This window comes from Demequina lutea (assembly GCF_013409005.1).
Taxonomy (GTDB): Bacteria; Actinomycetota; Actinomycetes; order Actinomycetales; family Demequinaceae; genus Demequina; species Demequina lutea.
In genome coordinates, this window is sequence record NZ_JACBZO010000001.1 from 804,213 (window position 1) to 826,495 (window position 22,283).

Genomic DNA, 22,283 nt, shown 5'->3' on the forward strand with positions numbered 1-22,283 from the left:
ATCAAGTCCCCACTGCGGGCGTCCCCAGGCGAGGTGATGGCGCGCACAGGCCGACGAGAGGCGCGCCGTCGTGCGTAGAAGGGTGTGAGTGAAGGCGACTCTTAGGAAACCGCGGCGATCGATTCCAGGGCGATCTCGCGCTCTTCGTTCGTTGGCACGGCCCATACCTGGACACGGGACTCGTCGGCACTCACAAGCGTTGCCTGCTTCTTGCGACCGGCGTTGCGCTCGGGGTCCATGACGATGCCGAGCTCGGAGAGTCCCACGAGCGACTGGAGTCGCACGACGTCGGAGTTTTCGCCAACGCCGGCGGTGAACACGATGGCATCCACGTGGCCAAGCTGTGCGTAGTACTGACCCACGTAGCCACGGATGCGACGGCAGTAGATTTCGAGGCCAAGCTGAGCGTCGTGCGAGCCCTCGGCCGCGGCCTTCTCCACGTCCCTCATGTCCGAGTATCCGGTAAGTCCGAGCATTCCGGACTGGCGGTTGAAAAGCTGGTCAATCTCGTCCAGGGTCATTCCAGCGCTGCGTCCGAGGTGGAACGCGACGGCGGGGTCGATGTCGCCCGTCCTGGTGCCCATGACGAGGCCTGCGAGGGGAGTAAGCCCCATCGAGGTGTCGATGGCGCGGCCGGCGCGCATCGCGCAAGCCGACGCCCCGTTGCCAAGGTGAAGGGCGATGATGTTGACCTCGTCTGGACGCTTGCCCATGACGCGGGGAGCCTCGTGCGACAGGTAGGCGTAGCTCGTGCCGTGGAAGCCGTACCTGCGAATGGAGTGCTCGGCGGCGATGTGCTTATCGATCGCGTAGGTGTAAGCGGCCTCTGACATCGTCTGGAAGTACGCGGTGTCGAAGATGGCCACGTGCGGCGTGTTCGGGAATGCCGCACGAGCTGCGGCAATCCCCGCGAGGTTTGCGGGCATGTGCAGTGGGCCGAGCGGGATCAACAGGGTGATCTTGCGCTCCACCTCGTCGTCGATGATCGTTGGCGCGGAGAACTCCTCGCCTCCGTGCAGCACGCGGTGCCCGACCACGGTGATTTTGCTGAGGTCGACGCCCGAATCCGGGGCGTTGAGGCTCTCGATGACCTCGCGGATCGCCTGTCCGTGGTCCGTCACGCGCTCGATGAGCCCCGATGCGAGCGGCGCGTCCAAGGTCGTGTCGACCACCTGATACTTGACCGAACTCGATCCACAGTTGAGGACGAGGGCCAAGCCGATGTAGTTCACTGCCACGGGTTATCCTTCCGCCGCGGGGGCCGCGGTGAGTTGCTGTGCCTGGATCGCCGTAATGGCGACGGTGTTGACGATGTCTTGAACCAATGCGCCGCGGCTGAGGTCGTTCACGGGCTTGCGAAGACCCTGGAGAACGGGCCCGACCGCCACTGCACCCGCACTGCGCTGCACGGCCTTGTACGTGTTGTTTCCCGTGTTCAGATCCGGGAAAATCAGCACGGTGGCCCTGCCCGCGACGGGAGAGTTTGGTGCCTTCGACTTTGCCACGGAGGGCTCGACGGCGGCGTCGTACTGGATGGGGCCGTCGACCAACAGATCGGGGCGGCGCTCCCTGACGAGGCGGGTAGCCTCGCGCACCTTGTCGACGTCGGAACCGGTGCCGGACTCGCCCGTCGAGTAGGAGAGCATCGCGATGCGCGGTTCGATGTTGAACTGGATCGCCGTCTCCGCCGACGAGATAGCGATGTCGGCAAGTTGTTCGGCGGTGGGGTCGGGGTTTACTGCGCAGTCGCCGTAGACGAGCACGCGGTCGGCCAGACACATGAGGAACACCGACGAGACGATCGAGACGCCTGGGCTCGTCTTGATGATCTGGAACGACGGCACGATCGTGTGGGCGGTCGTGTGAGCGGCGCCGGACACCATGCCATCGGCGAGGCCCAACTGCACCATCATCGTGCCGAAGTAGCTGACATCCTGAACGCGGTCACGCGCCGCTTCGGGGGTCATGCCCTTTGCCTTTCGCATCTCGTAGTAGTCGGCCGCGAAACGGTCGACGTACTCGGGATCGGTGGGCGATAGGAGCTGGGCGGCTGAAAGGTCGATGCCGAGTTCGCCGGCCCTCGTGGTGATCGCGGCCGGATCGCCGAGGATCGTGAGGTCGACCACGTTGCGAGTGAGCAACGTGCCTGCTGCTCGGAGGATCCGGTCGTCTTCGCCCTCGGGGAGGACGATGCGGCGGCGGTGGGCGCGCGCCCTGTCGAGCAACGCGTACTCGAACATCAGTGGCGTGACAACGTCCGTGCCCGCAAGGTTGAGCCGGTCGATGAGCTCCCCGCCGTTGACGTGGTTCTCAAACATGCTGAGGGCTATGTTGACCTTCAGCACGGATTCGCGAGACAAGCGACCGCGGGTGTTCCAGCAACGTTGCGCGGTCTCGAACGTGCCAAGATCGGTCGCGATGATGGGCAGCGTGGGACCCAGGCCATCGATGAGGCGCTGCACCGACGCGGATGGCCGGAAGCCGCCGTTGACGACGATCCCAGCGAGCGCGGGGAAACCCGAGGCGGAGTGTGCCGTGAGTGACGCAAGGAGAATGTCGGCCCTGTCCCCTGGGGCGATGATGAGCCCGCCCTCTTCAAGCCTGTCGAGAAGATGTTCCACCGTCATCGCGCCGATCTGGATCCCGCGCACCTCGCGAGACAAGAGCGCCGCGTCTCCCGCGATCATCTCGCCGTCGATCGCCTCGGAAAGCGCGCCAAGGGTCGGCGCGTAGAGCAGCGGCTCTTCTGGCAGCGCGGCGACGCCGATGTCCTCTGGCAGCGCGGCCTTAATGGCGTCGACCTGCGCGGGGTCGCACCGGTTCGCGAATGCGGCCACTACCTTCGCGTGGTGCTCCTCCATCGTGACGCGCGCCTGCTCGAGCACCTCGGCAATCTCAGCCGGTGATCGGTTGGATCCGCGCACGACGAGCGCGACGGGGGCGCCCAAGTTGGCGGCGACCTTCGCGTTCAATTCGAACTCCGCAGGCCCGGCGACGTCCGTGTAGTCGGTGCCGACGATGACGACGACGTCGCACTTGCGGGCGACCTCGTGATAGCGCGTCACGATGCGCGACAGGGCGGCTTCCTGGTCGGCGTGGATTTCCTCGTACGTCACACCGACGCATTCTTCGTAGTTGAGGTCGACGCCGTCGTGCCCAAGGAGAAGGCGCAACACGTAGTCGGAGCCGTCGGAAACCCGGGCCACCGGCCGGAAGATGCCCACCTTCGTCACACTGCGCGCAAGGAGGGCGGTGATGCCCAAGGCGATCGTTGACTTTCCGGTATCGCCCTCTACGGATGCGATGTATATGTTGCGTGTCACGCCTCCAGCATTCCATGCCTTGTCTAGGACCTCTGGCCCGAGGGGGACCTTGTGCGATTCGCCACGGGCTCTTGGCGTGTGAGAACGCTGCCCCTACGTTGGGGGGATGGCCCTCGATGTGGTGACGCGCGGGTTCAAACGCGTCAGTCGCGCGGGCCTTGGCAAGGTTGACCGAGCGGCCGCCAGGTACGTCCAGGGATCCAACCAATACCTCCTGCTTGCGCTGTCGACGGCCCTTCCTTTCGAGGTCTTCTTCCTGATTGCCGACGGCGGGACCCTGTGGCCGGCCGCGCTCGTCGAGGGCGCGGTGATCGCGGTCTGGCTCGGGTGCTTTGCGCTGAACGTGGCGGGTTGGGTGCGCACCGTTTCGATCGTCGAGCTCGTCGCGCCGCTGATCGCGTTCACGGTTCTCACGTGGTTGCTTTCGTACCGAGCGGGCTTTCTGCTACCGATGCTCATGACGCCCAGCGTCTCGTTTGTGACGTTCGCTCCGCGCAGACTGCGATGGGGCATGGTGCTCACAACGGCATCGGCGATTGCCGTCGCATGGTCGTTCATCGACGTGCGGGTCGCGGAGCCGAGGCTAGACGTCAGCACGGGTCTGGTCAATGGCCTGCTGGTGGCGAACGTCGTCCTCATCACCGTGGTGACGGGCACAACCTCCGGGCTCAATCATTACTACTTTTCGCGCGAGAGGAGCCGCGCCGAACGCCAACTTGAGGTGGCGCAAGAGCAAGCGCGAACAGACCCTCTGACGCGACTCGCGAACCGCAGGGGCATGGTGGAGGCCCTGGCTGCGGTCCCAACGCACAGGCCCTATGCGATGGCGCTCGTGGATATCGACCGATTCAAGGAGGTCAACGACACCCTCGGCCACTCCCACGGAGACACGGTCCTCGCCGAGATTGCGGGGATCCTCAGTGACGCCATCGGCGAATTGGGAATTGTCTCGCGCTGGGGCGGCGAAGAGTTCCTGGTGCTCATGACCGACGTGCCGCTCGCCGCGGCCGTTGCCGGGATTGGGCGCGCCCGCGAGGCCGTCGAGGCCCTGATGGGGGCTGAGCGAGGCGGCACCGGGGTGACGTTTTCGGCTGGACTCGCGGCTGCGTCTCCTGGGATTTCATGGGATACCACCGTTCGTGTCGCCGATGCGTTGCTCTACGACGCGAAGGACGCAGGCAGGAATCGTGTGAGGTATGCCCAGGTTCGTACCGATTTGTCCGAGTGAGACGGCCGACCGAATGTGGTCAAGGTCATTCATCACAAGTTAATGTGGAGGTCCTAGCATGGGCCAACCCGGTTCTCATCAATGCGAAGACGCACCTTCACGCTCACAAATCCTGGGGGTTCATCTGTGGCGACGGACGAAGGCTTCGCGGCTGGAGCGAAGCGGGAGATCCTTGGCAATTTCGCGCGCCTGATTGATCTGCGCACGGGCGCGAGCCACAGCGAGGCGACCCAGGCGAGATGGACCGCTCACGACTTCGCGCTCTTTGCCGCGCTCCTCACGGTCGGATACCTCGCTTACTACCTCCACTGGGCAGACGCGGGGCTCGGCCGTCTATTTGTCGTCAACGTGACGGCTGCCTGTCTTCACTTCGCCGCAGTGGTCCTCGCACGCCGAGGTCGACAACTCGCAGCGGCGCTCGTTGCGGTCACCACCGCGAACATTCAGATCATGGCCGCCGTGCAAGTCCTTGGTTGGGAGTCGGGGCTGCACCTCTACCTGATCGCGGGAGGAGTGCTGGTGTTCGTGATCTTCACGGAACGACAAGCCCCGTGGAGGTGGTTCTTCATCCTCGGCGCGGCGGTCACGTTCATCGTGTGCCAGACCGTCCTGTCACCCGGACCCGAGCGCTCGGTTCCCGTTGAGAAGCTCACCATCGTGTTCTCGATCAATGCCGTCCTGACGCTCGTCCTTGTTTCTGCCCTCGCAGGCCTGTTTTATCAACGCACCAACCAGGCGAAGGCCGCGGCAGCCCGCTCGGCTGCCACCGCCGAGTACCTCGCCAACACCGATGTCCTCACGGGCTTGTCAAACAGGCGTCCCCTGATCGAGGCGCTCGAGGCGCGCGGACTCGAGGGCGACTACGTCGTCGCAATTGCGGATCTGGACCACTTCAAGGCGCTCAACGACGAGTTCGGCCACCAGTGCGGAGACCGAGTCCTTGCCGCGATCGCGTCGGGCTTCAAGGACCGCCTGCGTGTGACGGATTCCGTAGGCCGGTGGGGTGGCGAAGAATTCATCGTCGTCTTGCCCCACACAGGCATCGAACAAGGCGCCGCGCTCATGGAGTTGTTGCGGGAGCAGGCGGCCGAAACGGTCATTCCCTGTGTGGGTCACGTGCATCGGGTCACGATGTCGATCGGCGTTGCCGACGGCACGGCAGACGGTTTGTCTCACCACGTGGTGAAGCGCGCGGATGACGCGCTCTACGATGCAAAGGTGGCAGGCCGCGACGCCGTGAGCACGCGTGGTCTTGCCGAGTCACTTCCCGCTGAGTCTTATCAGGAGAATCCACGTGCCTCCCGAATCCGACGTCCCGGAAGCACCCCCGGTCGCTAGCGTTCGCCGTCTGCGGTGGGGAGCTCTCGCTGGGGCCACGACGGTGGCAATCCTGTCGGTTGCCATCTGCGGATTTCTGGGCACCTGGCAGTGGCAGCGCGCTCACCAGCAGGCGCACGCGGTCGATCCCGACCCTAGGGCTGCGCTTGCTGCGGTGATGCGTCCCGGCGAGGCTGGCAGGGGCGAGGGGCGCCTTATCGAGGTCGACGGAACGTGGGCGAATGTCGACGTGGGCCTCGTGGCAGGCAAGGAGCTCGAGGGCGTGCCCGCGGTGCTCCTGGTGTTGCCGCTCACGGTTCCCGCGGACGCCACGGGCACCGGCGCCGAAGGTACCCTCGGCGTGATCGCGGGTTGGCTACCTGCAGACGAAGTCGCGTCCACGCCGGCCGTCGGTGGGAGCACGCACGTCACGGGTTACGTGCGAGGGGGAGAGGGCCTCACCCCGACCCCCAACGACCCGCCCGTGGCCGGGGCAGTGTGGTTGGGCTCGATGTCGACGGCTTCCCTGGCCCAGCACTGGACGGCTCCGGTCTATTCGTACCTTGTCGTCGCGGACTCTCCCGCACCGGGCTGGAGGGCGCTCCCCCCTCCGGTCGAGCAGAAAAGGCTCGATTTGCGATCGCTCACGTATTCGGTCGAGTGGTGGCTCTTTGGCATCTTCGCGGCGGTGATTTCCGTGCGATGGATGCGGGACAATGGTCGCGAACAGACTTCCGAGGAGGACGTATGACCCCCGCCCCCGTTCAAGGAGCGCTCAAGCGCTACCGCGTCATGGCCTTCGTGACCGGTTCGTTCTTGTTGTTGCTCACGGCGGTGACGCTCGTGAAGTACATCGGTGAGGCCGCGGGGTGGCATGCGGACGCCTTCTGGGCCTTCGCCACGATGGTCGGCATCACCCACGGTTGGATCTTCATGGTGTACGTGCTTGCCTGTGCTGACCTATGGCGTCGCATGAAGTGGCACACAGGGCGCCTGTTGACCATGGTGCTCGGCGGTGTGGTTCCGGCAATGTCCTTTGTGATGGAGCGGCGGGTGTCCCGCGAGATCCCCGCGAGCGTTGACGCGTGACCACTCAGCGCCCTCCCGTCCAGCATCGTCCCGTCCAGCATCGTCCCGTCCTCGTCGTTGACTGCGGCGCGCAATACGCCCAACTGATTGCACGCCGCGTGCGTGAGGCCAGGTTGTACTCCGAGATCGTCCCTCACTCGATGAGTGCCGCGGACATGCTCGCAAAGAACCCCGCGGCGATCATTCTCTCGGGTGGCCCCTCCTCGGTGTACGAAGACGGCGCCCCCCACGTCGACTCCGCGATTTACGACACGGGGGTTCCGGTTTTTGGAATCTGTTACGGCTTCCAACTCATGGCCAAGGCGCTGGGCGGCACGGTCGCCAAGACGGGTCTGCGCGAGTACGGCCGCACCACGGCGAGCATCGCCGACGCCGGCGCCACCTTGGCTGGAAGCCCCGCGGAGCAGACGGTGTGGATGAGCCACGGCGATTCCGTTCACGAAGCCCCCGCCGGATTCACGGTGCTCGCGAAGACGGATGGCGCGCCAGTCGCGGCCTTTGAGAACACCGAGCGTCGCATGGCGGGCGTCCAGTGGCACCCCGAGGTCAGGCACACGCCCCTCGGCCAGGCCGCGCTCGAGAACTTCCTCTACACGGTTGCGGGCCTCACTCCTGACTGGACGAGCGCAAGCGTCATCGACGAACAAGTGGCGCTTATTCGCGCCCAGGTCGGCTCGGCCCAGGTGATTTGTGGTCTGTCGGGCGGCGTCGACTCCGCGGTGGCCGCCGCCCTCGTGCAGAAGGCCGTGGGGGATCAGCTCACGTGCGTCTTCGTCGACCACGGTCTGCTGCGCTCAGGTGAGGCCGAGCAGGTCGAGCGCGACTTTGTCGCCGCCACCGGCGTGCGCCTCGTGGTTGCCAACGAACGCGACCGCTTCCTCGACGCGCTCGCGGACGTGACCGACCCGGAGACGAAGCGCAAGATCATCGGCCGCGAGTTCATTCGCGCCTTCGAGGCGGAAGCGCGCAAGCTCGTTCACGACGCGGGCCTCGGCGAAGAGGTGAAGTTCCTGGTTCAGGGCACCTTGTATCCCGACGTGGTCGAGTCCGGTGGCGGCGAGGGCGCGGCCAACATCAAGAGCCACCACAACGTGGGCGGCCTGCCGGACGATCTCAAGTTCGATCTGGTCGAGCCCTTGCGTGCGCTCTTCAAGGACGAGGTGAGGGCCGTTGGCCTCGAGCTCGGTCTGCCCGAAGAGATCGTGTGGCGCCAACCCTTCCCAGGCCCAGGACTCGGCATCCGGATCATCGGTGCCGTCAACCAGGAGCGCATCGACATCCTGCAGGCGGCCGACGCGATCGCGCGCGAAGAACTCACCAAGGCGGGCCTCGATCGCGACATCTGGCAGTGCCCCGTGGTGCTTCTCGCGGATGTTCGCTCGGTGGGCGTCCAGGGCGACGGCCGCACCTATGGGCACCCCATCGTGTTGCGCCCAGTATCGAGCGAGGACGCCATGACCGCCGACTGGAGCCGCGTGCCCTACGAGGTGCTTGCGCACATCTCCAACCGAATCACGAACGAGGTACCTGAGGTCAATCGCGTCGTCCTCGACGTCACGTCCAAGCCGCCAGGCACCATCGAATGGGAATAGCGACCGGCCTTGCAGACGCGCGCGTCGCGCTTGAAATCGAGCGCGCGAAGGCCGGTGACCGCCGTCGCAGGTTGGTTGGGATCTATCTGGGCGTGGGTGCGGTGGTGTCGCTCGGCTACGCGGTGGTCTTTGCCAGCACTTCCGAGCCCTTTCATCGGTACGTGGCGGTGGTAGGCGCCGTCACGGCGGTGGTCCAGGTCTTCGGAATCGGCATGGTCTCTCGAGGCCACGTCACAGGAGCGGGAATCCTGAGCCAGGCGGCGCCGGTTCTGTCGGTGCTCGTGTTCGCGTCCGCGACGTCAGTGCACGCGGGCTTCGGATCGCTTCTGTTCGTCGGTGCGCTTGGCGTGGTCGTCACGGTGCCGGACGAAGCCGCCCGAGCCAGGTTCGTGCTGATCTTCGCGCTTGTCTCCGCCGTGATCGTCATCCAAGTGTTCTTCACGCGGTCCCGCGCGTGGTCGCCCCTCTCCGAAAGTCAGACCGCGGAGATTTCGACGGCGAACCGCACCATCATGACGGTCGCCCTGTTCGTGCTCGCGCTGGCGTTGAATCGCGCGGCGAGGCTCGCGAAGCAGTTGGGAGATCAGGCATTGCAGGTAGCCCATCTGGCGGCGCAAACGGACCCTCTCACTGGCCTCGCGAACCGCCGTCCGGTGTGGGCGCGGCTCGACGCACTCGAGGCGCAGCACGAGTCCTTCAGCGTCGCGATCGCGGATCTCGACAACTTCAAAGTGCTCAATGACAAGTACGGCCACGACTGCGGCGACGAGACGCTCATCTACATTGCGGGCCTGCTCGAGGCCAATATGCGCGACGGTGACCTGGTGGCGCGGTGGGGCGGCGAGGAGTTTGTGATTGTGTTGCCAAACACCGCCATTGACGAGGCTGCGCAGGTCACCGACCGTCTGCGCGAGAGCATCGCCAACGCGCTTCCCGCGTGTGCGCGCGCCGCCCACCCGGTGACCATCTCTCTTGGCGTGGCCAGTGGCCTGGGGGGCGAGGAGCCCGAGTCGGTGCTACGTCGCGCCGATGACGCCCTGTACCAGGCGAAACTCGGGGGTCGCAATGCCGTGGTCGCGGTGAGGGACTAGCGGGTCACGACGGCGCGTCGGCGCCCCCGCGCTTGGCTTTGCTTGCCGCCGACCGGGCTGCCGCCGTGAGCGGGGCGGCGCCGGTCTCGACGCCAGGTGGGGTACTCGAAAAGCCGCCTGCGTATACGGAGGAGTCGTCTTGCGCGGCCCACTCGCCCGAGCGCGGTCGCCTGCCCGAGATCAACGCGGTGATGAGTAACCATCCGCCGACCGCGGCGAGAGCGATGATCGCGATGAGCTCGGTGTCGAGCTCACGTCCGGACAGTAGCGCGATGGTGAGGACGCCGACGGCGGCGACGATCGCGCCGATGAGCGCCGAGGTCAGACGGTGGGCGGGGCGGCGACGGGTCATGATGCGACCTCCTGAATGACGATGGTGTTGGCGTAATGGTCGTCCTTGACGACCAGGTCGATCGTGGGTGCGCCAGGGTTGGTGAGTTCCATGTACGGGTCTGTCCCTGGCTGGAAGTCACATACGAAGCCCTTGTCGGCGAATACGACAGTGGCCGAGGCATTGATGCCGCCGGTGAGGGTGACGTTGGCGCCCTTCGCGATCGTGACGTAGGTCAGCTCTGCGGTGACGGCGACCTTGGTGTCTGTGGGTGCCGTGGGTGCATTGGACGCCGTGGGTGCCGTGGGTGCCGTGGCTGCATTGGATGCTGTCGGTGCCGTGGGTGCCGCTGTGTTGGCCGCGAGGTTCAGGCGTTGAACGCTCACGTACGCGGTCGAGTCGTGGGTGTCTGTCCAGTCAGCCTGGTAGCACGAGGCGTCGAAGTACACGTTCGTGTACGTGGGGTCGAAGGCGAGGGTGGGGTCAAAGGCGACCGGCGGCGAGCTGGGGACCATGGCGGTGATGCCGCCGTTCGGCGTGATCCCCCCGTGATCGGCATAGGCCGTGCGGAGCTCGTTGGCGTTCGCCGCGATGATCACGAGCGGGAGGAGTGACGCGATCGCGAGGAAGCCGAGGAACCCGAGCTTGCGCCCCGCGAGGCTCACGAAGATTGCGATCACGCCGAGGCCCGTCGCGAAGATGACAGAGCCTGCAATCACGGGGTGCACGGCCAGGTGACCCATTCGGTCCATCCAGACCGCCGCCGCGGCTGCGATGGCCGCCCACGCGAGACTCATCAGGTAGAACGTGCGTCCTGGCCCGGGAACCTGCGGCCGACGGGGCGGTACGGGTGGTGCGGGAGGCACGGGCGCCCACTGCCGCGCGGGAGGCATGGCCGCGGCCGCAGATGGAGCGGGCGGCGGGGGCTCCACGGCAGGCGCGGTGGCCGTTGCGGCGGAGCCTGCCGGGCTCGATGCAGCGACCGATGCTCCGTTGGCGGGAGGCGCTGCGAACACGGGGTTGGCTACGGGCGTGGCCCCCTTGGCCGCGCCGTTTCGCCGCAACAGAACAACGACGACAGCGACGATTGCACCGATGACGATAAGCGGCACCAAGATGGCAAAGATGAGGACGAGGACGCGTGCGATGCCCCAGTTGCCAGGGTCGCCCCAGGGGATGTTGTGGAACGTGATTCCCGGGCCGTTGTCGACCCAGCCGAGCCCCGTCAGCGTGAGAATCCCAATGCCAACCAAGGCGCCCACGTTGGGGATGCCGCGACCAAAGTTCTGCAGAATGATGTTGCCCTTGCGGTCGGGCAACAGCGCCCACGCTACTGCGTAGGCCACGAGGACGAGACCCTTCAAAACAAGAAGAGCAACGACCACGATGATGCGGGCGGGGACGCGTGCCATTCCGATGCGATCGCCCAGGCCCTCGACCACGCCGCCGACGACTCCGTGGTCGCCACGGGTGATGCCCCACTCCCGGATGGTGCGAAACAGTGCCGCCTCTTGGGGCGCCTGCTCTGGTGGTGTCGTCATCGTGGGTCCTTCCGGGTGTGATGCTTCTGAGTCCATGCTCTCGCCGCCTTGGGGCGTGGCGCTATGAGGGGACCCCCTGATATCGCCCCTGATTTCTGTGCCGAGCCGTTTCGATCCCTATCCGCCTCACGACCGAGGCGCGTGAGGGGTGTGTTGTGTGACGATGAACCCGTGACCGAGTCGACGCGCGTGGCACGGCCGCTCCGGAGAGAGGCGGCCCCATCGACATGGTGGCGCGCGCTTGTGGGCGGAATGATGATCGCCCTCGCCCTGGCCCTTCTCGCGCGGCGCCTGGGATTCGATGAGGTGTCCGCGTGGGCGCTCCCAGCGATCGTGTTCGTTATCGCGCTCATCCTGGTGTGGAGCCCGCTTGATTCCGCGGTGCAGAGTGACGCGCGCAGGCCCGACGTCGTCAGCCTGTTCTCGCGCGATGCATGGGCGCGTGTCGTGGTGGGTATTCTCCTTGCGATCGGATCGGTGATTTGGTTCGCGCAATGGGACTTTCACGGCCACCCTTTGACACGCGCGATCGTCGTTCCCGTGGTCGCGGTGGCCGCGTTCGCGCTGGTTCCTGCCCCATGGTGGACAAGACTCATCCGGCAGGTCGCGGTCGAGCGCGAACAGAGAGTGCGCGAATTTGAGCGCGCGGAGATCGCGGCCCACTTGCACGACTCGGTCATGCAGACCCTCACCCTGATCAGGGCAAAGGCGAACGACCCCGACGCGGTGGCGCGGCTTGCGAGGGCACAGGAGAGAGACCTGCGCGCCTACCTATATCAAGATCGCCGCTCGGAGGCCGACTCTGTCGCGACCGCCCTCGCCGCCGCCATGTCGGAGGTCGAGGACACCCACGGCGTGGCCATTGAGGTGGTGAGCGTCGGCGATGCTCCCACGACGGTTCCTCTGCGCGCGGCGGTGAGGGCGGCCTTCGAGGCGGCCACGAACGCCGCCCGCCACGGAATGGAGCCCATCAGCGTCTACGCCGAACTCACCGACGACGCCTACCAAATCTTCGTACGCGACTCTGGCCCCGGATTCGACCCGCTTTCCGTCGACGAGGACCGCGCGGGAATCCGCAACTCTATCGTCGGGCGGGCGGCCAGGCATGGCGGCACCGCAATCATTTCCTCGGCGCCGCAATCGCGCACCGAAGTGGCGATCACCATGCCTCGAAAGGACGAGAGATGACGGTGCGAGTAGTCATTGTTGACGACCACGATGTGATCAGGGTGGGGGTGAGGGAGTCCCTCGCGGACGACATCGATGTGGTGGGCGAGGGGCGTGATGTCGAGTCCGCGATCATCGCCATCAAGGAGTTCGCGCCGGACGTCGTGATCCTCGATGTGCACCTCCCCGGAGGCACGGGAGGAGGCGCCCTCGATGTGCTCGCCGAGATTTTGGGCGGCGCGGCCCCGCCCAAGGTTCTCGCGCTGTCGGTCTCAGATGCGGCCGATGATGTGGTGGCCGTCGTGCGCGCCGGCGCAAGGGGTTACGTCACGAAGTCGATTTCGGGACCCGACCTGTCCGACGCAGTGAGGCGAGTCGCCTCGGGTGATGCGGTGTTCTCTCCTCGCCTGGCCGGTTTTGTCCTCGACGCCTTCAACGCGGCGGGCGGAGAGGTCGCGCATGCGGACGAAGACCTCAACAGCCTGACCGAGCGCGAGCAAGAGGTCATGCGGCTGATCGCGCGCGGCTACACGTACCGCGAGGTGGGGGAGAAGCTCTTCATCTCCATCAAGACGGTGGAGACTCACGTGGGAAAGGTGCTTCACAAGCTCCAATTGTCGAACCGCCACGAGCTCGCGCGATGGGCGGCCCAACGCCGTATTGTGTGACAAACCTTGACAGTGCCCCCGAAAATGTGAGGAATTGCACAAAGAGGAAGTGAGTGGGAAACCGCACATGTCGTGCGTGTGAAGTCGCGCAAAAGGGATAATTGCCGTGGCGCCCCAGTTGTGGGCGCTCTGCGTGCGTTTCACGTGGGATGTTCGGGCCGATAGAGAGAGAAACGCACGGGTTCGCACGAGCGTTGACTGTCTGCGGCCAAGGAGGCTGTGCATGAAGCGGTGGCGGAGGCGGCGGCGCGTCGATGGTGCGCGGGGCGTTCCCCTGACGCCCGCCCAGGTCGCCGCGGCGAGAGCGGCGGGTGTGCGCGCCGAACGGCTCATCAGCCTCGTCTTCATCGGCATGACGGCCTCCGGCGCACTCGCGACCGCGATCATCTTGCGCGTGGAGGCCCCTGAAGGTCATATGTGGCTCGCGACTTTGAGCTTCGGAGGGGCGGCCCTCCTTCTCGCCTGTTTGGGCTTCGCCTGGAGCGGAAAAGAGATGTTGGCATCGGTCGTGGCGCTCGTCGCGAGCACGATCGGGATTACCGTGACCGTGTCACAGATCTCGGCCGGACTCAGTCTCGAGAGTTTTCTCTTCGCGTTGGCTGCCATGCCGTACCTGATCGTGACCAAGGAACTCCCTTACATGAGGGCCGCGCTGTCCGCCTTTGTCATCGGGGCGTATGTGGTGTGCGAGTTTGTATACCCCGAGGGAAGTGGTGACGCGGAGCTCCCGCTGGACCTGGCTCGTCAAGTAGCACATGTTGACAAATTCGGGGCGGGCGTATTGCTGTTCTTGGTGGTTGGCGTGCTCGAGCTCCGGCACGCTCGGCTGCAAAGGATCCTCGAGGGTGCCGCTCGCTATGGCGAGCTGCGAGCCACCACCGACGAGCTCACAGGCGTGTACAACCGCCGGCCCGTCATCACCCAACTCGGCGAGTGGGCGCAGCGCGGCCGCGGAAACTACGCGATCGCGCTCGTTGACCTGGACCACTTCAAGGGGCTCAACGATGAGTTTGGGCACGACTGCGGAGACAAGATTCTCCAGGCCGTCGCCGACACCCTCAGGAATCACTTCAGGGACTCGGACATGGTGAGTCGGTGGGGTGGAGACGAGTTCCTCGTTCTCATTCCCGGAGTTCGACACGCAGACTTGATGCCCATCCTCGAGCGCTTGCGCAGGTCGATCAACCTGATTGAGAAGCGGTGCAACGGACACGTCCATACCGTCTCGGTCTCTATTGGCGCCTCCATGGGGGCCCTCGGTCAGACGCCCGACGAGTGCATCGCCGCCGCCGACCACGCGCTCTACCGCGCCAAGGAAGAGGGTAGGGACAAGGTCGTTGCCGTGGGTGTGACCCTACCCACCCGCGCCCAGGGGCGTCCGGCCCAGGACGACTACGAGCGGTGGGCCTTGTCGAACGAGACCCCCTTGTAGGCACTTCGTGGCGCGCCCCGGACTTAGACTGGGGCTCCCATGGATGCCCTGTTTAGCCTCGAATCACACGCCGGTTCCCCACTTATCGAGGGGCTCAATACTGAACAGGCGCAGGCGGTCCTCAGCGAGGCTCCCGCCCTCCTGATCTTCGCAGGGGCGGGCTCGGGAAAGACGCGAGTCCTGACTCACCGCATCGCGCACCTCTTGGAGTCGGGCCGCGCGCGCCCCCATGAGGTGCTTGCCATCACCTTTACCAACAAGGCCGCCGGCGAGATGAGGGAGCGGGTGCAATCGCTCGTCGGCCCCGAGGCTCGCCAGATGTGGGTGTCGACGTTCCACTCGGCTTGCGTGCGCATGCTGCGCAGGGACTTCGAGCTCGCGGGTCTCCGCTCGAGCTTCTCCATCTACGATTCGGCCGATTCGGTGGCGGTCATGAAGCTCGTGATGAATGAGCTCGACCTCGACCCCAAGAAGTTCAAGCCCAAGGCCCTGCTTGGCCGCGTCGGCAAGTACAAGGATGAACTCGTCTCTCCTGACGACGCGGCGGCGTCGGCCGCGATGGCCTCCAAGTTCTCGATCGAGCATGCGGCGGGCGTCGCTTACGGCGCGTATCAGCGCAGGCTCGAGGCCGCGAATGCGGTCGACTTCGACGACATCATCGTCAAGACGGTGCGCCTGCTGCAGGACCACCCCGACGTGGCCGCACGCTACCGCGCGCAGTTCCGCCACGTGTTGGTCGACGAGTACCAGGACACGAACCATGCGCAGTACGTGCTGGTGAGGGAACTGGTGGGGGACTCCGGTCACCTCACCGTCGTGGGCGACGCCGATCAGTCGATCTACGCCTTTCGCGGCGCCAACATTCGCAACATCCTCGAGTTCGAGAAGGACTATCCCTCCGCCGAGGTGATTCGCCTCGAACGCAACTACCGATCCACCCAGAACATCCTTTCCGCCGCGAACGCGGTCATCGCAAACAACGTCGGCAGGCCGGCCAAGAACCTGTGGACCGACGCGGGCGACGGCGAGCGCATCGTCGGCTACGCCGCCGACAACGAACAGGACGAGGCGCTGTTCATCGCGGGCGAGATTGCCCGTCTCACGTCCCTCGAGACGGTTGCGCCGTCCGATATCGCGATCATGTACCGCGCGAATGCCCAGTCGCGCGCGATCGAGGAGCGGCTCATGCGGGCCGACATTCCCTACAAGATCGTGGGCGGCACGCGCTTCTATGAGCGCAAGGAAGTCAAGGACATGCTCGCGTACCTCGCCGCGATCGCGAACGAGGACGACGACGTGGCCACGCGCCGCATCGTCAACACCCCGAGGCGCGGCATCGGCGACACCACGATCGACACCGTCGAACGCTTCCAGCGCGAGCAGTCGGGAATTGCCGCGCGCGAGGGCGGGCGTGGGCCCAGCTTTGGTGCGTCGCTGCGCAGGGCCGACGAGCTTGGCCTCGCCACGCGCTCGCTCAAGCCACTCCAGGACTTTGTGGCGCTCATGGACGACTTGCGCTCGCTCGCCGCGGACAACGGTCCCGCGGGGACTCTCGACGCGATCGCGGACCGTACGGGCATGCTGCGCGCCATGAGGTCGTCCGAGGACCCGCAGGACTCGAGCCGCATCGAGAACATCATGGAGCTCGTGTCGGTGGGAAGGGAGTTCTCCGAGGAGAACCCCGACGGGACGCTCGCCGACTTCCTGGAGAAGGTCGCGCTCGTGGCCGACGCCGACCAGATCCCCGATGCCGATGGCGGCGGCGGAGTCGTGACGCTTATGACGCTGCACACCGCCAAGGGACTCGAATTCCCCGTGGTCTTCGTGGTGGGTCTCGAGGACGGTACCTTCCCGCACATGCGGTCGCTCGAGTCGGGGGACCTCAAGGATCTCGAGGAGGAGCGCAGGCTCGCGTACGTGGGCCTCACCAGGGCGAGGGAGCGGCTCTATCTCACCCGTGCCGACGTGCGCGCGGCATGGGGCGCGCCGCAATACCTGCCCGCTTCGCGCTTCGTCGATGAGATTCCCGCGGAACTTGTCGATTGGCGGCGCTCCGAGACCACGATGTCGTCGCTGCGCGCTCGGGCCGACAAGAGGGGATCCGGCGGGTGGTCGAGCACCTACGGGGGCAACCAGGACCGTGGCGACGGCAACGTGTACGGCACGGCGGGTGCCGTGCGGACCCGCTCCGTGCCGCCGAGTCCCCCTGGCGCGGGCGCGGGAGACGTGGGTTTTGAGGTGGGTGAGCGCGTCAATCACGACAGCTTCGGCATGGGCAAGGTGGTGGGCGTCGAGGGTGTGGATCGCAATGCCGTCGTGAAGGTCGACTTCGGTGACGCAGGGGTCAAGCGGCTCGTGCTGCGCTTCAATTCCCTCTCAAAACTCTAGCAACCACCGCGGCTGACTGCCCCAGGGTGGCCGCGTGCTCGACGATACGCTGTGCGTGTCCCCACGAAAGGTACATTCCATGGAAGCCCGAACGTCCAAGGTTTCTGTTATCGGCGCAGGTGCGGTCGGCGCCACCCTCGCGTACGCGGGCCTGATGCGCGGCTTCGCGCGCACGGTGGCGCTGTATGACATCGACACGGCCAAGGTCGAGGCAGAGGCTCTCGACCTCGCACAGGGTATTCAGTTCATGCCCGAGGCGAAGGTCATCGGGTCCTCCGATGTCGGGGTGTGCGCGGATTCCGACGTGATCGTGATCACCGCAGGCGCCAAGCAGCAGCCCGGCCAGTCGCGGCTCGAACTCGCCGAGGCGACGATCGGCCTGATGGACAAGATCATCCCTCCGCTGATCGAGGTCTCGCCGCACGCGATCTACATCCTCGTGACGAATCCCGTCGATGTGGTCACGTATGCGGCCCTCAAGGCCTCGGGGATGAGCCCGTCCCAGATGTTTGGTTCGGGTACGGTGCTTGACTCGTCGCGCTTGCGCCACCAGGTGGCGGTTGAGTGCGGCGTGGCCGTATCCAACGTGCATGCCTACATCGCCGGAGAGCACGGCGACTCCGAGGTGGCACTGTGGTCATCCGCGACCATCGGCGGTGTGCCGCTACTCGAGTGGCACGATGCTTCCGGCAAGGTCGTCATGACCAAGGACGTGCGCGAGCGCATGCACCGCGACGTGCTTCAGTCGGCGTACAAAATCATCGAGGGCAAGGGAGCGACGAACTACGCGATCGGTGTGGCGGGTGCGCGCATCGTCGAGGCCGTGTTGCAGGACCAGAACAGGGTGCTTCCCGTGTCGACCCTCATCGACTACCCCGGCGTGGGTGAGATCTGCATGTCGCTGCCCGCAGTCATCGGCCGCAGCGGCGTCAAGCACCGTGTGGACGTGCCGCTCGACGCCGCCGAGAGCGCCGCGTTGGATGCTTCTGCGCGTTCGATCCGAGAGGTCGCAGACCGCTTCGGCGCCGTTTAGTTGTACTCGGCTTGCGCGCGAGCCCGGCGGGTGGCATAGGGGCGGCCCCACCGCGGTGCGACGGGTCCCGGCGCGGACCCCCGCCCCTAATATGGGATCACGGCCCTAAACGAACGACCACGATGAGGTGTGTGATGAGCGAGCAAACCAGCACGCGTGAGAACTTCCGCCGCGCGACCGTCCCCGATGACAACGGCTTCTTCGGCGCCTACGGAGGGCAGTTCCTCCCGCCGCAACTCGAGGGCCCGTTCGCCGAGATCACGAAGGCCTATCACGAGATCGAGAACGACGCGGCGTTCATCAATGAGCTGCGCTACATCCGGACGCACTTCCAGGGTCGCCCGACGCCTGTCTATCACGCACGCACGCTCTCCCTGGAGAACGGCGGCGCGCAGATCTACCTCAAGCGCGAGGACCTCAACCACACCGGCGCGCACAAGCTCAACCACTGCATGGGCGAGGGCCTGCTGGCCAAGTACATGGGCAAGAAGAAGCTCATCGCCGAGACTGGCGCGGGTCAGCACGGCGTCGCGCTCGCGACCGCGGCCGCCCACTTCGGCCTCGAGTGCGAGATCCACATGGGCGAGGTCGACATCGCCAAGCAGGCGCCCAACGTCAGCCGCATGCAGCTGCTCGGCGCGACGGTGGTCCCTGTCAGGCACGGGCTGCGCACGCTCAAGGAGGCGGTGGACTCGGCGTTCGAGGCCTACCTTGCCGACTTCGAAAACTCGATCTACTGCATCGGCTCCGTCGTGGGCCCGCACCCGTTCCCGATGATGGTCCGCGACTTCCAGAAGGTCGTCGGCATCGAGGCCCGCGAGCAGTTCCACGAGATGACGGGCAACCTGCCCGACGTCGTCGAGGCCTGCGTCGGCGGCGGGTCCAACGCGATCGGCATATTCTCGGCGTTCCTCGACGACCCGGTCGAGCTCATCGGCGTCGAACCGCTCGGCCGCGGGACGGCCGTCGGCGACAACGCGGCGACGATGACCTACGGCATGCCGGGCGTCATCCACGGGTTCAAGTGCTACCTGCTGCAGGACGAGGAGGGGCAGCCGTCGCCGGTGTACTCCTGCGCGAGCGGCCTGGACTACCCGGGCGTCGGCCCAGAGCACAGCCACCTCAAGGACACCGGCCGGGTGCGCTACGTCACGGCGAGCGACGAAGAGTGCCGCGATGCCTTCTTCGCGCTGAGCCGCAAGGAGGGCATCATCCCCGCGCTCGAGAGCGCGCACGCCGTCGCGCACGCCCTGGTCACCGCCCGCGAGATGGGCACAGGGACCGTGCTGGTGAACCTCAGCGGACGCGGTGACAAGGACATGGATTACGTCATCGAGAACTGGGGCATCGGCCAGGACAGCTGAGCGAACGGCGGCTGGGGCGACGCCGAGGAGGCGCCGGCCCGCTTCCGCTTCTCCTTAGCGCACCCGAGCGGGCGCCGGCGCCAGGGAGTGGTCGGCCTCGGTCGCAGACCGCTTCGGCGCCGTGGAGGACTAGTTGCCCTGGTTGGCGAGCATGACGGCGAAGAAGATCGCGCTTCCGATCGCGCCGATCGCGCCGAGCACGATTCCGATGATCGCCCTTCCCGTTCCGTGACCGCCAGAACGGGCCCGCCGAAGGGCGATGATGCCGAAGACGATCCCGCCGGCGCCGAGCGCCTGGCTGATGAGCGGCACGGGCGCGAGCGAGAGCAGCCCCAGATAGGGCGCGAGGACCGACTGCCACGAACGCCCAATCGGCACGATGTAGTGCATGGGGTTCGAGGGGCCGTGGTCACGGTCCGGCGACCCGGCGACACCGGTGTTTGCCACCTTCGGCGCGACGTTGCCGCTCCACTGAGAGCCATCCCAAAAGCGGATGAAACGTGGGTCGTGTGGGTCGTCGTACCAGCCTGCGGGTGTGGTCATGTCCCCTCCTCTACGCCATTCAAGCGCAATTGGGGCGGCCGCGTCGCACCTTCGGGGAGCGCGACCGGGCCATCACTCCCACGGGGGAAGGGAACTTCCGGCTCGCGGGTGTGGTGCAAGGGACCTCTTCGCGGGCACGATGAGGTCATGACCGGAAACAACTCCTACGCGCTGATTCTCTTCCGCGCCCGTTTTTGGCGGGAGGCGGCCTACTTGCTACTCGGCCTGCCGCTCGGCCTGCTGTGGGGCATCTACGCAATCACGATGTACTTCACGGGGGCTTCGCTCGTGATCGTGTGGATCGGCGTCCCGCTCCTGGTACTCACCCACGTCTCGATGCGGTGGATCGGCGCGTCCGAGCGTGGGCTCGCCAACGCGATGCTCGACGCGCGAATTCCCGCTCCTCCCGCCCGTCGGCCCGTCGGGATGGACGGCGGTCGAGGAGACGAGTCACGCGGCGTGTGGAGCTCCCTTGCTCGCTGGGGTAGGGACGTCCTATTTGACGGTCACGCGTGGCGCGTGGCGGTCTGGACCGTAGGCCGGCTCGTCCTTGGCCCACTTGGATTCTCGCTCGCGCTTGTCGCGGTTTTGATGCCAGTCTCGGTCGTCGGCGCCATCGTTCAGGCGGCCGTGTATCGGCTCGGGTGGGCGGACTGGTACGGCGGTGGTGCTGGCGACCACGTGAGCGGCATCCTCTCGTTCTGGGCGCTTGTCGGATCCCCAGTGGCGCTTCTCTTGGTCCCCGCATTCGCATGGTCGGTGAGGGGCCTCGCCGTTCTCCACGTGGTGTTTGGGCGGTGGGCCCTGGGTGCAAGCACAAGTGAAGAGGTGAGGGCGGCCACCGAGCGCGCCGAAATCGCCGAGGAACAGGTGCGCATTGACCAGGAGCTGCACGACTCGATCGGCCACATGATCACCATGAACATCATTCAGGCAGGGGCAGGCGCCCACGTGTTCGAGTCGGACCCCGAGTTTGCCCGCCAGGCTCTTAGGAATATCGAGGAGCGGGGGCGGGCGGCGATGGGCGAACTGGATCGCATCATCGCGACGATCAGGGGTGACCAGCAGGAAACACGGGCCCCCCTCGCGGGGGTCGGCGACCTCGGCCGGCTTATCGAGGAGTCGCGTGCCGCTGGGATGACGATCGACGCCCACATCGATGCGCCGCCTGTGCCCGCCACCGTGGGCCGCGCCGCTTTCGCCATCGTGCGCGAGGCCCTCACCAATGCGGCGCGGCACGCGCCGGGTGTGCCCGTGAGCGTGCGGGTGGAGCGAGACGGAGATGCGCTCGGACTCGAGGTGGTCAACCAGGCGCCGCCGACTCCTCAAACGCCTTGGGCGAAGCGCAACAGGCGGGGCCTGAGTGGGATCAGGGACAGGGCCGCACTGCTCGGGGGACGCTCCACAGTGGGCGCCGAGGCCGGTGGATTCGCCGTGCGCGCGTTGCTGCCGCTCGATGCCCGTCTCGCCGCAGAATCACCAGATCCCGCCTCGCCGTGGGCGTCGCTCCGTGAGAGGGTGGCACCGTGAGAATTGTGATCGTCGACGACGACCCCTTGGTGCGGATGGGACTCAAGGCGATCGTCGGTTCGGAGCCGGGCTGGGAAGTGGTCGCCGAGGCGGGCGACGGGAGTCAAGCGCTCGCGGTCGTCGCGGAGCATCGGCCGGACATCGTGCTCATGGACGTGCGCATGCCTCACCTGGACGGATTGGCCGCCACTCGCGAAATCACGGCGGGCGACAGCGGTGCGAAGGTGCTGGTCCTCACCACGTTCGAGGTCGACGAGTACGTGTTCGAGGCGATGCGCGCGGGGGCGGCGGGCTTCGTGCTCAAGCGCGTGCCTCCCGCCGAGTTGATCGAGGCGGTACGCATCGTCGCTGCCGGTGAGTCCTTGCTGTTTCCCGCATCAACGCGGGCCGTTATCGAACGCTTTGCGGGCCCCGCGAACGACGTCGCGCTTCCCGACCTCACCGAACGGGAGGAGGACGTCTTGCGCCTGCTTGCCACGGGATTGTCGAATGGTGAGATCGCCGCAAAACTCTTCGTGTCCGTCGAGACCGTAAAGAGCCACGTCGCGTCGATCCTCATGAAATTGGGCGTGCGCGATCGCACGCAGGCGGTCATCGCCGCATATGAGAGCGGCTTTGTGGCGCCGGGTGGCAGCGACTAGCTCCC

Annotated in this window: 19 protein-coding genes; 14 read left to right on the top strand and 5 right to left on the bottom strand. The window is 66.1% G+C overall.

The genetic code is table 11. The features are described 5' to 3' along the window. Positions 1-101 precede the first annotated feature (101 nt). A complete protein-coding gene (locus tag BKA03_RS03990; protein WP_238579388.1) occupies positions 102-1,238 on the bottom strand; it encodes an acetate/propionate family kinase in 1,137 nt (378 codons plus the stop codon). A 3-nt stretch (positions 1,239-1,241) separates the two neighbouring features. Continuing rightward, entirely contained in the window at positions 1,242-3,323 is a 2,082-nt protein-coding gene (gene pta / locus BKA03_RS03995; protein WP_062074543.1) for a phosphate acetyltransferase, read from the bottom strand. A gap of 106 nt (positions 3,324-3,429) precedes the next feature. On the opposite strand from pta, the gene BKA03_RS04000 reads away from it, so the two are divergent. The 6 genes from BKA03_RS04000 to BKA03_RS04025 all read left to right on the top strand — a co-directional run bounded on the left by BKA03_RS04000 (position 3,430) and on the right by BKA03_RS04025 (position 9,640). Next, positions 3,430-4,551: a GGDEF domain-containing protein gene (locus BKA03_RS04000; RefSeq protein WP_062074542.1), complete on the top strand. Its 1,122-nt coding sequence runs from the start codon at positions 3,430-3,432 to the stop codon at positions 4,549-4,551. Positions 4,552-4,677: 126 nt separating this feature from the next. Continuing rightward, the gene (locus BKA03_RS04005) at positions 4,678-5,889 is read left to right on the top strand and encodes a GGDEF domain-containing protein (RefSeq protein ID WP_179397693.1); all 1,212 of its coding nucleotides are present in this window, start codon (positions 4,678-4,680) and stop codon (positions 5,887-5,889) included. Then, a complete protein-coding gene (locus BKA03_RS04010; protein WP_062074540.1) occupies positions 5,846-6,619 on the top strand; it encodes an SURF1 family protein in 774 nt (257 codons plus the stop codon). The genes BKA03_RS04005 and BKA03_RS04010 overlap by 44 nt, the downstream gene beginning before the upstream one ends. Beyond that, entirely contained in the window at positions 6,616-6,957 is a 342-nt protein-coding gene (locus BKA03_RS04015; RefSeq protein WP_062074539.1) for a DUF3817 domain-containing protein, read from the top strand. Before BKA03_RS04010 ends, BKA03_RS04015 begins: the two co-directional genes overlap by 4 nt. Then, a complete protein-coding gene (gene guaA / locus BKA03_RS04020) occupies positions 6,954-8,549 on the top strand; it encodes a glutamine-hydrolyzing GMP synthase (RefSeq protein ID WP_062074538.1) in 1,596 nt (531 codons plus the stop codon). The genes BKA03_RS04015 and guaA overlap by 4 nt, the downstream gene beginning before the upstream one ends. Further along, complete coding sequence (locus tag BKA03_RS04025) at positions 8,540-9,640, top strand: GGDEF domain-containing protein (protein ID WP_062074537.1); 1,101 nt, start codon at positions 8,540-8,542, stop codon at positions 9,638-9,640. The genes guaA and BKA03_RS04025 overlap by 10 nt, the downstream gene beginning before the upstream one ends. Before the next feature lie 4 nt (positions 9,641-9,644). Here the strand turns inward: BKA03_RS04025 and BKA03_RS04030 are convergent, their stop codons facing one another. Both BKA03_RS04030 and BKA03_RS04035 read right to left on the bottom strand, forming a co-directional pair. Continuing rightward, positions 9,645-9,992, bottom strand: coding sequence for a hypothetical protein (locus BKA03_RS04030; protein ID WP_062074536.1), 348 nt, complete (start codon positions 9,990-9,992; stop codon positions 9,645-9,647). Beyond that, on the bottom strand, positions 9,989-11,512 hold the full coding sequence (locus tag BKA03_RS04035) for a PspC domain-containing protein (RefSeq protein ID WP_062074535.1): 1,524 nt from the start codon (positions 11,510-11,512) through the stop codon (positions 9,989-9,991). The genes BKA03_RS04030 and BKA03_RS04035 overlap by 4 nt, the downstream gene beginning before the upstream one ends. 171 nt (positions 11,513-11,683) lie before the next feature. On the opposite strand from BKA03_RS04035, the gene BKA03_RS04040 reads away from it, so the two are divergent. The 6 genes from BKA03_RS04040 to trpB all read left to right on the top strand — a co-directional run bounded on the left by BKA03_RS04040 (position 11,684) and on the right by trpB (position 19,564). Beyond that, positions 11,684-12,700: a sensor histidine kinase gene (locus BKA03_RS04040; protein ID WP_062074534.1), complete on the top strand. Its 1,017-nt coding sequence runs from the start codon at positions 11,684-11,686 to the stop codon at positions 12,698-12,700. Continuing rightward, a complete protein-coding gene (locus BKA03_RS04045) occupies positions 12,697-13,347 on the top strand; it encodes a response regulator (RefSeq protein WP_062074533.1) in 651 nt (216 codons plus the stop codon). The genes BKA03_RS04040 and BKA03_RS04045 overlap by 4 nt, the downstream gene beginning before the upstream one ends. 223 nt (positions 13,348-13,570) lie before the next feature. Then, positions 13,571-14,779 (top strand): GGDEF domain-containing protein, encoded by a 1,209-nt coding sequence (locus tag BKA03_RS04050; RefSeq protein WP_062074532.1) that lies wholly within the window; start codon positions 13,571-13,573, stop codon positions 14,777-14,779. A 39-nt stretch (positions 14,780-14,818) separates the two neighbouring features. Continuing rightward, the gene (pcrA, locus tag BKA03_RS04055) at positions 14,819-17,167 is read left to right on the top strand and encodes a DNA helicase PcrA (protein WP_062074531.1); all 2,349 of its coding nucleotides are present in this window, start codon (positions 14,819-14,821) and stop codon (positions 17,165-17,167) included. A 79-nt stretch (positions 17,168-17,246) separates the two neighbouring features. After that, complete coding sequence (locus BKA03_RS04060; RefSeq protein WP_062074530.1) at positions 17,247-18,200, top strand: L-lactate dehydrogenase; 954 nt, start codon at positions 17,247-17,249, stop codon at positions 18,198-18,200. A 134-nt stretch (positions 18,201-18,334) separates the two neighbouring features. Further along, positions 18,335-19,564: a tryptophan synthase subunit beta gene (gene trpB, locus BKA03_RS04065; RefSeq protein WP_062074529.1), complete on the top strand. Its 1,230-nt coding sequence runs from the start codon at positions 18,335-18,337 to the stop codon at positions 19,562-19,564. A 129-nt stretch (positions 19,565-19,693) separates the two neighbouring features. On the opposite strand, the gene BKA03_RS04070 is transcribed toward trpB, so the two are convergent. Next, positions 19,694-20,107: a DUF2510 domain-containing protein gene (locus tag BKA03_RS04070; RefSeq protein WP_062074528.1), complete on the bottom strand. Its 414-nt coding sequence runs from the start codon at positions 20,105-20,107 to the stop codon at positions 19,694-19,696. A gap of 147 nt (positions 20,108-20,254) precedes the next feature. Here BKA03_RS04070 and BKA03_RS04075 point away from each other — a divergent pair, with 147 nt between their 5' ends. Then, positions 20,255-21,637, top strand: coding sequence for a sensor histidine kinase (locus BKA03_RS04075; protein ID WP_062074527.1), 1,383 nt, complete (start codon positions 20,255-20,257; stop codon positions 21,635-21,637). Next, the gene (locus tag BKA03_RS15675; protein WP_083971326.1) at positions 21,634-22,278 is read left to right on the top strand and encodes a response regulator transcription factor; all 645 of its coding nucleotides are present in this window, start codon (positions 21,634-21,636) and stop codon (positions 22,276-22,278) included. Before BKA03_RS04075 ends, BKA03_RS15675 begins: the two co-directional genes overlap by 4 nt. Positions 22,279-22,283: the final 5 nt, after the last annotated feature.

Coding starts and splice junctions, on each gene's coding strand:
- BKA03_RS04050 (WP_062074532.1), top strand. CDS start 13,571: ATGAAGCGGTGGCGGAGGCGGCGGCGCGTCGATGGTGCGCGGGGCGTT.
- trpB (WP_062074529.1), top strand. CDS start 18,335: ATGAGCGAGCAAACCAGCACGCGTGAGAACTTCCGCCGCGCGACCGTC.
- BKA03_RS04025 (WP_062074537.1), top strand. CDS start 8,540: ATGGGAATAGCGACCGGCCTTGCAGACGCGCGCGTCGCGCTTGAAATC.
- BKA03_RS04035 (WP_062074535.1), bottom strand. CDS start 11,512: ATGACGACACCACCAGAGCAGGCGCCCCAAGAGGCGGCACTGTTTCGC.
- BKA03_RS04070 (WP_062074528.1), bottom strand. CDS start 20,107: ATGACCACACCCGCAGGCTGGTACGACGACCCACACGACCCACGTTTC.
- BKA03_RS04030 (WP_062074536.1), bottom strand. CDS start 9,992: ATGACCCGTCGCCGCCCCGCCCACCGTCTGACCTCGGCGCTCATCGGC.
- BKA03_RS04060 (WP_062074530.1), top strand. CDS start 17,247: ATGGAAGCCCGAACGTCCAAGGTTTCTGTTATCGGCGCAGGTGCGGTC.
- BKA03_RS04000 (WP_062074542.1), top strand. CDS start 3,430: ATGGCCCTCGATGTGGTGACGCGCGGGTTCAAACGCGTCAGTCGCGCG.
- pcrA (WP_062074531.1), top strand. CDS start 14,819: ATGGATGCCCTGTTTAGCCTCGAATCACACGCCGGTTCCCCACTTATC.
- BKA03_RS04075 (WP_062074527.1), top strand. CDS start 20,255: ATGACCGGAAACAACTCCTACGCGCTGATTCTCTTCCGCGCCCGTTTT.
- BKA03_RS04015 (WP_062074539.1), top strand. CDS start 6,616: ATGACCCCCGCCCCCGTTCAAGGAGCGCTCAAGCGCTACCGCGTCATG.
- BKA03_RS04045 (WP_062074533.1), top strand. CDS start 12,697: ATGACGGTGCGAGTAGTCATTGTTGACGACCACGATGTGATCAGGGTG.